Here is a 12,480-nt window from a genome sequence, read left to right as displayed (position 1 = left end):
CAAAAATCAATGAACGATACATCTAATAAAGGTTTTACCCTTATCGAACTGCTTGTGGCCATGGCTGTTGCTTCGATCATGATGGCGGTCGTGGTGGCCACCTATCAGGTTCAGGTGCGCGGGAAAAATACCCAGGAAGCGATGACCGATATGAATCAGACCATGCGGGGGGCCATGGAGGTGATGATCAACGAAATTTGCAAGGCCGGATTTGATACGGTTCCTGCTTCTTCCGCGATCGCCGGGATTCTGCTTGCCGATAGCAATCAACTTCGTTTTACCATGGATATCAGCAATGGCGTCGATCGCACACCCGATGGAGATGTCAATGATCCGGGTGAAGATATTCGCTACGCGATCAACACAAGCGGTCATCTGGGGCGCGATGTGAGCAACAGTGGGACATTGCAGCCGCTTGCCCGCAATGTGGATGCGCTGAATTTCGTCTATTTTGACAACAGCACCCCGCCCGCCGTGATGGCCACGCCTGTTGCCGCCGGCCAGCTGGCCAATATCCGCAGCATCCAGGTGACCATCGTTGCCCGGGCCGGGGAGGCCGGGGGCGTCGGGTTTGTTGGCGCGCACACGGATAGCACGGCATATTTCAACCCGCAGGGCGATGAAATCCTGGCGGCCCAGAACGATTCCTACCGGCGCGTTATGTTTTCCACTTTGATTCAGTGCCGCAACCTTGGAATTTAAAGAGTGATTCAAAATGAAAGGGAAACGCATGAACTCACGACGTTCGCTATCCAACGAGGCTGGGTTTACGCTTATCGAACTGATGATGGCGATTGCCATCTTCTCGATCGGCCTGATGGCCTTGGGCGCGCTCCAGACCCGTTCGCAAATGGGCACCCGCGATCTGACCCGCAAGACCGAGGCGTGGACTATTGCCGAGGAACAGAAGGAGACCCTCGTTTCCACAAGGTTCATGGACACGGCCACATGGACCGTTCCGGCAGCGTTGACGGCCGGCACCCAACAGTTTACCCACGCCAACGGGCGTTACGATGTACACTGGAATGTGGAGGACGATAGGCCCATCCCCGCCCAAAATGCAGCAGTATTGTCACAGGTTCCGGCCGGGACCTATACGGTGTGCAAGCTAATCACCGTTTGGGTGACGCCTGTCGGGGGCAATGAGAGGCTTGCCGAGATCCAATTTGTCAAAACCTGGTGGGCCACCGGGATGCCCTGAGCATCATCGGTTATGGCAACGATGGTTTGATCAACACCAATATCCGAGGTCAACCAATGGCAAACACGATAAAAAAACGATCTGAATTCGATCCGCCTGTGGCAACGCCGGCACCCGCCGTTTTGAAGAACCAGAGCGGATCGGTGACCGTAATGGTGCTGATGATCCTGGCGATCATGACCGTCATCGGCATCGTTTCCTCCGAAACGGTGGTTACCGAGAATTTCATTTCCCGCAACGTGGGCATTCACAAGCAAAATATCGGTCTGGCTCAGGCGGCCCTCATGCGGGGGCTGCAGGAATTCATGCAGCTGGATAATTCCAACCCGGACAATTTCAATCAGGCATTGAACCTATGGATCAATGACCAGTCCATCACCACTGCCGGCGCGCCGGAGGAATTGATCAATACCATCTGGTATGAAAACGAATTCACCCAGCCCTGCCTGGATTTCAACAATTCTCTTGATGCCAATACCACTCCCCTTTTCGTGAACAACGTGATGCCATTTCTTGATGACCGGGGCGAAGAAGCCAACGGCAATTTGCGCTATGCGGTGGTGGGCTGGCAGCCCGTCAGCCTGGGCGCGACCGGCGGGAGCACCAGTGTGACGACGGGGACGAACAATCCCACTTGGCGCGAGGGCCGGATTATTGCGGAGTACGTATCCCTAAATGCCGCCCGCAACGACAACGGCTTTGGGCTGATCCGCCAGGAAATTGGTGTCAAACGGCAGTGGTAGGCCAGTCATCGGTGCCCATAGCCGGCCCGCGTCTGATGCGGCTGGTGGGCTACAGATAAGCAACAGATCTTCGAAAGGCAGGACAGGTATGAATGCATTACCGATAACACAGAAGAAAAAGAATCCAGGGCTGAGAATCATCATCGCCGCCATGGGCGTCTGGCTGGCCATTATCGCCGGCAATCCTCACACGGCCGGTGCCTCGTGTATGGACCTTGCGGACATCCCTTTGGATGCACTGGAGCAGGCGGCGCCGGGCATGATCATGTTTGTCATGGACGATTCGGGCAGCATGGACTGGAGCATCATGTGTCCACCGGCACAAGAGGGGAGTGGGGTATTCAATGGCAGCTACTACGTGTTTTCCGAACGGTACACCGCCGACAACTTAGACAATGAATACGGGTATGGGAGTCTGGAGGGCAGCAGCAGCAACAGAATGCGCTGGATGTCCCAGTGGGCGGGGTACAACGGTTTGTATTATGATCCCACCACCGAGTACACGCCCTGGCCGACGTTTTCCGACGCCGACCCCGACCTTCCGCTCTCCAACCCGGTCATCAGCGGCTATCAGCTTGACATGACGGCCATGTGGCATGAATGGGATGAATATGGGATTATCGTTGATAACGATGATGCCAGCGGTTTTGCGTTGAGTGTTACCGGTACGGGCAATGGTTATTGGTACAGGAACACTAGCGGTGCATATTACGATACGAGTTATCACTATTCAATTGTAAATAGCGGAACAGAGACTTTTACTGCCAAGTGGACGGCAACCGGTTTGGATACATCAACGACTTATGACGTTTACGCATGGTGTCGTGGAGGAAATAGCACTAGAATCAAGGTCGACTATGTTACCTATGCAGATACAACAGTGACCACAGAAATCGATCAGGCTACGCAATATGGTGCCTGGTATCCGATCGCATCGGGTGTTTCTTTTTCTTCCGGAACAGGAGTGGTTGAAATCAGCGAGGTGGCCTCGACCTCTCAGGTGGACGCCGACGCCGTTAAATTTGTTCCTGCAGATAGTCCCATCAGTAATATTGCCAGACGCCACTACTATGTTCAGAATGGTAATGGCACCTATTTGGTCAATCTGCTCAATGGCGTGATCGAGTACTACCAGGTCAATCTGGATAGCGCCACGGACAACCGGGAAGTTGTTAGCGCAGATAAATTGGTGAAGCTCACCGACGCTGAAGCGGCGACCGCAGGTATCGTTACCGGCAGGACTTATGCCGAGGAAGTCCAGAATTTCGCCAACTGGTACTCTTTTTATCGCCGCCGCGAGCTGACGGCAAAAAATGCCATCGCCAATGTGATCGACACGTCGGATGGCATTTTTATCGGTCTCTTTTTTATCAATGACTACCATAGTAAAGACCAACGCGTCCTGCCGATAAAAGTCAATCTGGACGGCACGTTTTACGACGATTCCACAACGTTACTGAATATTTTATACAACTACCAGATCGATAGCTATGGCACGCCCCTGCGCTTAGGGTTGAAGAAGGCCGGCCGCTTTTTTTCGGGTGCTTACGAGAAACCATCGACTTTCATCTCTCAGGTGAACAGCGGTAGCTATCCGTATTTTATAGCCGACAAGGGCGGCACCTGCCAGCAGGCCTTTACAATCATTTTTACTGATGGATATTATAACGGCAGTTCTCCATCTGTTGGTAATGAGGACGGAAATGGGGATACGGATTACGACGGCAGCCCGTTTGGCGACTCATCGAGCGACACGCTGGCGGATGTGGCCATGAAATACTACGAGGATGACCTGAACACCTACCTTTCGGACTCTGTTCCCATTACCACGGTTGATCCGGCCAATCACCAGCATATGGTGACCTATACCGTGGCTTTCGGCGTCACTGGGACTCTTAATACCGAGCTTTACGAGGATTGCTCCGTTGGGGGGACCTGTCCCTCGTCCTGGCCGAGTACAAGCGGTGATACGGGCAAAATTGATGATATGTTCCATGCCGCCGTCAACGGTCGGGGAAAGTTCATTTCGGCACAAAGCACAGCTGAATTGAATGAGGCATTGGGTGTATTGAAAAATGACATTGACAGCCGGTTGGGCGCGGCGGCAGCCCTGGCCACCAACTCCATCCAACGTACCGTGGAGTCGGTCATTTATCAGGGGACGTATAACACGTCGAACTGGTATGGGGAGGTATCTGCCCTGCCGGTTAATGTTACATCTGGTGCTGTGGGATCTTCTGTCTGGGATGCCAGCGGCAAGGTGCCAGCCTGGGATTCCCGGACAATTCTTTCGTACAATGGTACCTCGGGCATTGTTTTCGATGCCGCCAACCTTTCTGGATCACAGTCCACCCAACTCACGGCCAGCGGGTTGGGCACGGCAGCGGAAATCGTTGATTTCATTCGCGGCGATACATCAAAAAATGTTGCCCACAGCGGGGTTTTGCGTACCCGCAATCATATTTTTGGAGATATCGTTCACTCGGCGCCGACCTATTTTAAAGGAACACTTTATATCGGTGCCAATGACGGGATGCTGCACGCCTTCGATGCCACCCCGGACAGTACCGGCGGCACGGAGCTGTTCGCCTATGTGCCCGGCCTGGTCTACGATCACCTTGCCGAACTAGCCGACCCGGGGTATTCTCACAAATTTTATGTGGACAATACCGCCACAGTGGCCGACATCGGAAGCCAGGATGTCCTGGTGTGCGGGCTGGGAAAAGGTGGTAAAGGCTATTTTGCCCTGGATGTAACCACGCCGACAGCCATGGACGCCGGCAAGGTACTGTGGGAATATCCAGACGGCACCGACAATGACATGGGCTATTCCTACAGCCGGGCATTGATCGTTAATACACAGGCGGAAGGGTATGTGGCTGTTTTTGGCAACGGGTATGACAGTACCAATGGCGAAGCGGTGCTTTATGTGCTTAAGGCGGAAACCGGCACCCTGCTCAAGCAGTTAAAAACCGGCGTGACCGGATGCAACGGCCTTTCCACGCCGGCGGCGGTGGATATGGATCTTAACGGCGTCGTCGAATATGTCTTTGCCGGTGATTTGAAGGGCAACATGTGGAAATTCGATCTCAGGGGGACAAGCAAAGACGACTGGGCGTTTTCCTACATGGACGGCGCTACGCCCAAACCGCTGATCACCGTCCAAAATGCCAGTGGATCTCCTCAGCCGATTACCGCCTCACCCGAAGTCATGCTGGACTGTGTGCACATGGATGAAGGACGCGGCCTGATGGTGATTTTCGGTACCGGCCAGTATTTGAACTCAAACGATTTTTCCGATTCCACGGTGCAATCCATGTACGGCATCTGGGATTGGGGGCCCATGTGGAATCTCAAGAATGATTTAGCAACTGCTCAGAGTAAATATCTGGGGACGCTGGGAACGGACCGGTCGCTGCCCACGGTGGGTGGGAGCGTCGGGCTGCTTGAACAGATTTTTGAGTACGAGACCGCTGAGTGGGTGGTGCTTTCCGACAATCCCATTAATTGGTACGATCCGGTGGCTGGTACGGGCGATCACATGGGATGGGTGATCGACCTGACCAAAAGCGGTGAGCGGATCGTTCAGATGCCGATGATCAAAGAGGAAATTGTTGTTTTTGTCTCCACCATCCCGTCAAGCTCGCCATGTGATGCGGGTGGCAGCTCATTGGTCTACCAGTTCCTCTCCTGTAGCGGTGCCAGATCACCGTCGCCGCAGTTTGATGTTAACAATAATAATCTTATTGGAGATGATGATGTGATCACAACCGCTGAGGGACCATTACCGCCCAGCGGGGAATCCTACGCAACGACGTTGTTCGGCCCCCTTTTGATCGGTCCTCGGATGTACTTTCAGGATCCCACGGGCCAGATTCCTGAGGTTCCGACCACTGCGGTCCTGCCGGGAATGTTCTACTGGCGGGTTCTCGGACTTTAGCCGAACAGTAATAAAAACGAATCGCTTTTCGGAGGTTTGGATATGTTTTGCAAATTAAATATAAATCGCATGGGCAAATGGATTGTGGTCACCGCGGTGCTGATGACCAGTCTGCTGACCGCATCAACCAGCCTGGCCGATGATGGGGACAGAATTCATGGTATTCGTTCCATCACGCCCATTGGCGAAAGGGGAAGTTACCAGCGCAATGTCAATGCCGCCGACTATTTTGACATTATCGGTATTTTGAACAGCGTTGACGGCAACCAGGTCATCATCGGAGACCGCCAGCTGACGTTGGCGCCGGGGGTCAGCACCCGTGGCATGAGCCAGTATAACACAGTCGGGGCCAACGTGAATAACGCCGGTCAGGTGACCGCTTTGGAACTGATCTCGAACGAACCCAATTGATGAGGCAAAAGCCAATGCAGACATGGAAAACGGCACTGCTCACGACCACGTTCATGTTCCTTTGCTGGACAATGGCATTTGGTGAGTATTATCGGTATACGGATGCCGATGGCAACCAACGGTTTACCGATAACCTGGCAACGGTTCCAGCGGAACAGCGGCCCACCGTGCAAACCTATCAATCCGTAAAGAGTACGCCGGCGCAACCCGCAGCGGGTGGGCAATCCTCGGGAAATCAAGCTGCTGGATCTGCATCTTCACAAGGATCGAATACATCACAGGCGGATACCTGGAATGATCGGCTGGCCAACCAGGCCAATGAACTCGATCGAATGCAGGTGGATCTGGCAAAAACCTATCAGTCCTTACAGAAAGAACGGGATGCATTGGCCGCAAAAGCGCCACCTGCCTGGGCAGATGCGGATACGCGGGAGGCCTATAGGAAAAAGGTCGACCAGCTCAACCGAAAAATTGATGATTACGAGTCCAGGTACGCGGAATTCAAAGAAAAGCAAAAGGCGTTTTACGACAAGTATAACAAATAAAGTCCACATTGATGGCAGGTGAGGATACCAGAAGGGAATGCCTGCCTTTATCATGACCATCCAGACTGCCGCCTTGTGCCTCGTGCATGGGCGGCAGTCCTGCTTTTAAGGGGCGATAAATAGTGTCCGTCCAGAAATAGGAAAATTTGGTCGAGATCAAGGCGCACGAAAAATTTTACCACAGGCATATAGTTGATATTCCGAGGATAAAATTTTTCGCGCAACGCCGATATCGGGCAAATTAGCCATTTCTGGATGGGCACTAACTAAAAGTTGAACACCTTGGCCTCGGCCGCCATGTCGATCAGATGGGGGCCGCCGTCGAGCTGCATGTTGGAATAAAAGTTGGCTTCGTCCATGTTGCGGTTTTTGGCGCAAGGGGTGCAAATCCCGATCTTGATTTCATTTTCCACGATATAGGACATGTAATCATTGGGGCAGTCGCCAGTGGTGGTCTTGATGGTCAGGTCACGGTTTTTGTCGGCCCACATCACACCGCCATCGATGAAAAACATATCCACATGATGACCCTTATCGTGGGCGACTTTGGCGAACTGGCAGCAACGGGTCATGGCCTCGTTGTCATCCTTGCTCAGCACGAACAGAAAATTGCTCATTATCTTCTCCTTTCATATGGTTTTATGAGGTTGTCAATCCAATTTTTTTCACCGCACGTTCAATCTGCTCCAATCGCTTTTCAAGCGTACCGGTATAACCGATGGAAAAACGGACCAAGCCCGGAGAAAGCCCCATTTTCAACTGTTCCTCCTGACTGATCTCCGATGAGGTACTGGATCCGGAACAGGACATCAGTGTGTCGAAATAGCCCAAAGAGACTGCAATGTAGCCGAAATCTTCCTTGTTCTGGAGGTCGTCGAGAAGGTCGTCGGCCCGTTCGCGGGTGCCGCAGTCGATGGTGAACATGCCTCCATAGCCGTATCCCTTGTTAATGAGCTGGGTGGCCAGATCATGCTGGGCAAACGATGGAAGACCCGGGTAGGTGACCGGAACGCCCAATTCATGTAGACGGCTGCAGACGGCCAGAGCCCTTCTTGAATGCTCGCGCATGCGAATCGCCAGATGCGGCAGACGCTGGATAATGTCATAGGCCATGCGTGGATCCATGGTCGGCCCCAGTAGCATTACCCGACCGGTATGCAGGTCCATAAGGCGGTGAATCATCTCCTTGGTGGCACAAATGGCCCCGGCCACCAGATCGCTGGCGCCATTGATGTATTTGGTCATCGAGTAGACCACCACATCCGCTCCCAGACGCGCCGGAGAAAAAATCATGGGCGTGAAGGTGTTATCGACCACAAGCGACACCCCCTTGGCCTTGGCCACCTTGGAAAGCGCCGGGATATCGGAAATTTTCAGGGTCGGGTTGCCCATGGTTTCGGTGAACAGCACCCGCGTCTGTTTGGTGATCGCTTTTTCAAACGCCGTTGGATCTGTGGGATTCACGAAGGTCGTGGTGATACCCAATTGCGGCAGCAAATCCGCCAGCAGTGCATGGGTGCCCCCATAAATGGTATCGCTGGCGACGATGTGATCCCCGTTTTGACACAACTGAAGCAGTGTACAGGAGATTGCCGACATGCCGCTGGATGTGCACACGGCAAATTCAGTGCCTTCCATGGCCGACAGATAGCGGGCCAGGATATCCACGGTGGGATTGAAATGCCGGCTGTAGAGAAAGCACCCTCCTTTTTCCGGCCCCCGTACACCACCAAAAATTTCCGGCATGATTTCCGGGTCCATAACCGTGAATGTGGAGGATCGGGCGATTGACGGGGTGACGCCACCGTGTTCACCAAATTCCCGGCGGGTCTCGATCAGGTCCTGTTCAGGGTTGAATGGTTGCATGGGATAGTATCCGATTGATTTATTTTTTGCCGATGGAAAATGCCTTGCCGACAATTTCTCCCAAGCGCTGGTAATTGCCTGTACCTGGTGAGTATACCAGTGGATCGATCTTGGTTGCGTCGGCTTTGCCGTCGGTCAGGCAGCTTTCATTGATATGCGTCTGGACCACTTCCCCGACGACAAGGATGTGAGCCCCCAGATCCAGTGTGTGGCGCAGCCGGCACTCTATATTTACCGGGCACTCGACGACCAGCGGTGCGTTTTTCAGATCGCCGGTGAAAATTTCGAAAACACTTGATTTGTCATCGTTGCGTCCGGAGTAAATGCCGCAAAAATCCACCTGCTTGGCCATGGCTGCAGAGGGGACGTTGATGGAGAATTCTTTGTGAGCGAGAATGCCTTTCAGGGTATGGCGCACGCCTTGCACGGCTACTGAGATGGCCGGCGGCTTGGATGAGGCGATGCCGCACCAGGCGGCGGTCATGAAGTTGGTCCGCTCATCGACAACAGTGCCGACCAGAACAGACGGGGTGGGGAAAAGCAGGGCCTGGGGGCCCAGCGTGGTTTTTTTCATTACTGCTCCTCAAGTGGGGTTTCTGATTCAGGCACCGACCAGTAGGGGACGACCGGTTCGTTCATATCTTTCGACCAGTTGTTTGAATCGATTCCAGACAGTTCCTTTAATGCCTCACGAATCTCGCGTGATCCGGTCTCGTGGATTTCTTTAACCACAAGATACTCGCTATAAACCTGGCTTAAAGAAAAGTGACCTTCGGTTTTTTTCAGGTTTACGTATAAAAGATCGCGGATGGCCGCCCAGCTGTCTCGCCGGGTCTGATTTGAGAGCGGTGTCAGATGATCCAGCTGACGCAGCCATTTTTTGAGAAAACGCCCATAGAAATATTTTTGCACAACGGTCAGCCAGAGGATAAACAGGATTGCACTCAATACACCGGCACCGCTCAGCTGAAGCACGGGATCGAAACCGGCAAGGGGGGTAAAGGTCATGAGGCCCAGCCAGGCTGCGGCGCCTCCCACCAGTGATACGGCCAGACCGGAGAAAAATGATTTCACCCGAAAAAGGCGCGCATGTTTGCGGTAACTGATCATTCCTTCAAGAAAATGGGTGAGCCGTTCGCCGTGGGTTTCCACGAACGAGGCCAGGTTGTCCAGCCGGTGGCAGGGGGCCTGCATAACGGCATTTTTAAGATCTTCGCGTTGATTTTCAAGATACCGAAGGTAGGTGGCCTGGGGGTTGTCTTCCTGGATGTTTTTTTCCGCAGCTGCTGTAGAATAGGTTAAATGAATCATGGGGATGTCCTTGCGGCCGGTGATCTGGGACAGATTCCAGCACAAGGTGCCGTAGACTCTTAATAGATCGGTCATAGAGGTGCATTCATCAATGCGGTTGAGCACGTATAGCACCCGGTCTTCAAATGTTTTCGATGGCAGTGTATCCCGCAGGCTGGTATGCGCTTCGCGGACCGTGCCGGCTTTATGGGGGTCGAACAGCACCAGGACCATATCGGCAATCTGGGCCAAATCACCGATAACGTCCTGATAGTTGTAGCCCCGGTCTCGTTCGGTGATGCTGTCCAGCATCCCGGGCGTGTCAATGATGGCCAGATTTTTCAAAAACGGTGAATTGACCTTTTTCAGCTTGAAATGGGATGCGAACCGTTGACCATGTTTTTTCAGCGACTCAAACGGATATTCCGGATCATTGAGCAGAAACTTGCCGTCTCGCTGTTCCGTGACCCGAATCGGTGTGCCGTCAGGTTCTTCATCATCAAAGGTAATCACAGTAAATGAGTCATCGGTGGGCGCCTGACCCGTACCCTGGATGGTTGTTCCCAGAAACTCGTTGATCAGGGTCGATTTGCCCGATGAATAATTGCCCAGCACCAACACCTGGGGGCGCCACTTGATATTGGTTTCCAGGGGGACTTCGCTGTATCCGTAGCGCAGGGCCACTGGTGTCAACTGTTCGGAAACCATCTCTAATAGCTCGGTGCGAAGGGCGGTAATATAATTGTCACGATACATGAACGTCTCCGGCCGACTGACGGTTTACTTGGATTGATGAAAGTGATCGAATTTGAAGATTACTGTAGATATATGGGTTTCCGGAAAACAAATCAAGCTTATTGCATCTAATGGTTACCGCAACCACAGCCGCAGTCGCTGCAACTTCCACCGGCGGCCATGGCTTTGACGACTTCATGATCTGTGGCTTTTGAAATGGCATCAATGGTCACCTGAAGCGAAATGGGCTTCATGATGCCGGTTTGCTTGAAAAGGGGCAGTTCCAGGTGGCCGATGGTTTCGCAATAATCGGCAGGGGATATGTCGAATTGTACCTGATCGCCGACGCCTTTGCCAAACAGGGCTTTTTCAAACAGGGTGATGCCTTCGGCGCCCACCCCATAAATAAATTCAAAAGGCGAACTCGATAAATTGTCTTCATCTTTAATGGTTAGCGAGATTTTACTTAAATTATCAACTGTTGATGCGGGTGTTGTCATAATGGCCTCCTTTTGCCGATTATCCATAACTTTCAGTTAAAATAAGTGGTGATTGATGATTGGCAAGGCGGTCATGAAATGCAAGCAGATGGCATGGCCGGTGTGGTTGACCTTTTCAAACAGGCGCTAAGCTATCTTCTCGGGCCGATGGGATCAGATATCGTTTTCCGCCACGACTCTGTTCCTGCCTTTTTCTTTTGCTTTGTAAAGGCACTGATCGGCGCGTTCGATGATGCTTTGAACGGTGTCCCCCTGGCGATAAGCGCTGACACCGATGCTGACGGTGACGGAAACCACATCCGCTTTTGGTGAGTCATCTGCTGCATAGCGGGAATTTGCAATGGTCTTGCATATGGTCTTGGCTTTTTTAACGGCGTTGCGCAGCGATGCGCCGGGCAGGATCAACGTGAATTCCTCACCGCCATAGCGGGCTAAAAAATCATCGCTGCGTACCGAACTGCGGCATTTTTCGGCAAAGGCGAGCAGCATCCGGTCCCCTACCGTATGACCATAGGTATCGTTTAATTGCTTGAAATGGTCCAGGTCCATCATCAGCAGGGAAAAGGATTGGCGGGTCACCCGATTCCGGTCGATCAGCCCCAGCAGATAATCGTCCAGGGCCTTGCGGTTGTGAACGCCGGTCAATCCGTCGGTATTGGCTGAATGGCGGGCCTTGTCCAATTCTTTTTTCAGTGCATTCACCTGGCTGGAAAGCGCGTCCAGGGTTTTCTGATCCTGGCTTTCCTTCTGGCGGACCATGGCGCGCATTTTTTCCACTTCCTGAACCAGTTCATTTTTAATGCGTTTGATGTCGTCCAAGAGGGTGATTTGTTCGAAGCGTTCCCCCTGGGAGCGAATACTGCTGTAAAAGTCACGGTTTTCATTGTCCAGACCGGACATGGCCGTGGTCATCAGGTCGATGATTTCACGAAATTCGGCTTCCCGCTCATCCAAATAGGTTTTTTGCCGTTGGATGTGATTCAGAATTTTGCCTTTTTCTCGATCGAAGGTGTCCGCAAGGCTCTTGGGTTTTTCAAATGTCTCAAATTTTTGTTGCAGGCTCTGGATCTGCTCTTTAAATGCTTCAGCATTGATTTCGTTAATGTCCAGCGTGAATTCCCGTAGGAAAAGAAACAGGGCCTGGGTGGTTTCCCGGAGGATGCCAAGCCGCATCTCGGCCTGTTCAACTTCTTTTTTTAATGTGGCCGGGTCGGTTTCCTCGGGTGGGGTTTTGCCAAACAGTTTCATG

General features: G+C 52.6%; 12 protein-coding genes. 6 read left to right on the top strand and 6 right to left on the bottom strand.

All coding sequences use genetic code 11. From position 1 onward, the window contains the following. Positions 1-9 precede the first annotated feature (9 nt). The 6 genes from Dvar_RS28175 to Dvar_RS28150 all read left to right on the top strand — a co-directional run bounded on the left by Dvar_RS28175 (position 10) and on the right by Dvar_RS28150 (position 6,840). On the top strand, positions 10-702 hold the full coding sequence (locus tag Dvar_RS28175; RefSeq protein ID WP_419656475.1) for a prepilin-type N-terminal cleavage/methylation domain-containing protein: 693 nt from the start codon (positions 10-12) through the stop codon (positions 700-702). Between the two features lie 28 nt (positions 703-730). After that, the gene (locus Dvar_RS28170; protein WP_419656474.1) at positions 731-1,201 is read left to right on the top strand and encodes a type IV pilus modification PilV family protein; all 471 of its coding nucleotides are present in this window, start codon (positions 731-733) and stop codon (positions 1,199-1,201) included. 56 nt (positions 1,202-1,257) lie between these two features. Next, on the top strand, positions 1,258-1,944 hold the full coding sequence (locus Dvar_RS28165; protein WP_419656473.1) for a pilus assembly PilX N-terminal domain-containing protein: 687 nt from the start codon (positions 1,258-1,260) through the stop codon (positions 1,942-1,944). Between the two features lie 88 nt (positions 1,945-2,032). After that, the gene (locus Dvar_RS28160) at positions 2,033-5,884 is read left to right on the top strand and encodes a PilC/PilY family type IV pilus protein (RefSeq protein ID WP_419656472.1); all 3,852 of its coding nucleotides are present in this window, start codon (positions 2,033-2,035) and stop codon (positions 5,882-5,884) included. A 42-nt stretch (positions 5,885-5,926) separates the two neighbouring features. Beyond that, positions 5,927-6,295 carry a hypothetical protein gene (locus Dvar_RS28155; protein ID WP_419656471.1) on the top strand — a complete coding sequence of 123 codons (369 nt, stop codon included), beginning with the start codon at positions 5,927-5,929 and terminating at the stop codon, positions 6,293-6,295. Positions 6,296-6,309: 14 nt separating this feature from the next. Continuing rightward, the gene (locus tag Dvar_RS28150; RefSeq protein ID WP_419656470.1) at positions 6,310-6,840 is read left to right on the top strand and encodes a DUF4124 domain-containing protein; all 531 of its coding nucleotides are present in this window, start codon (positions 6,310-6,312) and stop codon (positions 6,838-6,840) included. A 266-nt stretch (positions 6,841-7,106) separates the two neighbouring features. Here the strand turns inward: Dvar_RS28150 and Dvar_RS28145 are convergent, their stop codons facing one another. The 6 genes from Dvar_RS28145 to Dvar_RS28120 all read right to left on the bottom strand — a co-directional run bounded on the left by Dvar_RS28145 (position 7,107) and on the right by Dvar_RS28120 (position 12,479). Continuing rightward, the gene (locus tag Dvar_RS28145) at positions 7,107-7,457 is read right to left on the bottom strand and encodes a DsrE family protein (RefSeq protein WP_419656469.1); all 351 of its coding nucleotides are present in this window, start codon (positions 7,455-7,457) and stop codon (positions 7,107-7,109) included. Between the two features lie 22 nt (positions 7,458-7,479). Beyond that, on the bottom strand, positions 7,480-8,706 hold the full coding sequence (locus tag Dvar_RS28140) for an aminotransferase class I/II-fold pyridoxal phosphate-dependent enzyme (protein ID WP_419656468.1): 1,227 nt from the start codon (positions 8,704-8,706) through the stop codon (positions 7,480-7,482). A 19-nt stretch (positions 8,707-8,725) separates the two neighbouring features. Then, entirely contained in the window at positions 8,726-9,280 is a 555-nt protein-coding gene (locus Dvar_RS28135; RefSeq protein ID WP_419656467.1) for a flavin reductase family protein, read from the bottom strand. Continuing rightward, entirely contained in the window at positions 9,280-10,752 is a 1,473-nt protein-coding gene (locus Dvar_RS28130) for a dynamin family protein (protein WP_419656466.1), read from the bottom strand. Before Dvar_RS28130 ends, Dvar_RS28135 begins: the two co-directional genes overlap by 1 nt. A gap of 107 nt (positions 10,753-10,859) precedes the next feature. After that, entirely contained in the window at positions 10,860-11,231 is a 372-nt protein-coding gene (locus tag Dvar_RS28125; protein ID WP_419656465.1) for a hypothetical protein, read from the bottom strand. A 153-nt stretch (positions 11,232-11,384) separates the two neighbouring features. Next, on the bottom strand, positions 11,385-12,479 hold the full coding sequence (locus Dvar_RS28120) for a GGDEF domain-containing protein (RefSeq protein ID WP_419656464.1): 1,095 nt from the start codon (positions 12,477-12,479) through the stop codon (positions 11,385-11,387). Position 12,480: the final 1 nt, after the last annotated feature.

The sequence above is a fragment of the Desulfosarcina variabilis str. Montpellier genome, from assembly GCF_048565275.1.
In the GTDB taxonomy this organism is placed as follows: Bacteria; Desulfobacterota; Desulfobacteria; order Desulfobacterales; family Desulfosarcinaceae; genus Desulfosarcina; species Desulfosarcina variabilis.
The sequence above is the reverse complement of the archived record's forward strand: the minus strand, read 5'-3'. Positions and strand labels throughout refer to the sequence as shown.

Bases quoted from the DNA above. Each gene is read 5' to 3' on its own strand.
- Dvar_RS28175 (WP_419656475.1), top strand. From the start codon at position 10: ATGAACGATACATCTAATAAAGGTTTTACCCTTATCGAACTGCTTGTG.
- Dvar_RS28170 (WP_419656474.1), top strand. From the start codon at position 731: ATGAACTCACGACGTTCGCTATCCAACGAGGCTGGGTTTACGCTTATC.
- Dvar_RS28165 (WP_419656473.1), top strand. From the start codon at position 1,258: ATGGCAAACACGATAAAAAAACGATCTGAATTCGATCCGCCTGTGGCA.
- Dvar_RS28160 (WP_419656472.1), top strand. From the start codon at position 2,033: ATGAATGCATTACCGATAACACAGAAGAAAAAGAATCCAGGGCTGAGA.
- Dvar_RS28155 (WP_419656471.1), top strand. From the start codon at position 5,927: ATGTTTTGCAAATTAAATATAAATCGCATGGGCAAATGGATTGTGGTC.
- Dvar_RS28150 (WP_419656470.1), top strand. From the start codon at position 6,310: ATGCAGACATGGAAAACGGCACTGCTCACGACCACGTTCATGTTCCTT.
- Dvar_RS28145 (WP_419656469.1), bottom strand. From the start codon at position 7,457: ATGAGCAATTTTCTGTTCGTGCTGAGCAAGGATGACAACGAGGCCATG.
- Dvar_RS28140 (WP_419656468.1), bottom strand. From the start codon at position 8,706: ATGCAACCATTCAACCCTGAACAGGACCTGATCGAGACCCGCCGGGAA.
- Dvar_RS28135 (WP_419656467.1), bottom strand. From the start codon at position 9,280: ATGAAAAAAACCACGCTGGGCCCCCAGGCCCTGCTTTTCCCCACCCCG.
- Dvar_RS28130 (WP_419656466.1), bottom strand. From the start codon at position 10,752: ATGTATCGTGACAATTATATTACCGCCCTTCGCACCGAGCTATTAGAG.
- Dvar_RS28125 (WP_419656465.1), bottom strand. From the start codon at position 11,231: ATGACAACACCCGCATCAACAGTTGATAATTTAAGTAAAATCTCGCTA.
- Dvar_RS28120 (WP_419656464.1), bottom strand. From the start codon at position 12,479: ATGAAACTGTTTGGCAAAACCCCACCCGAGGAAACCGACCCGGCCACA.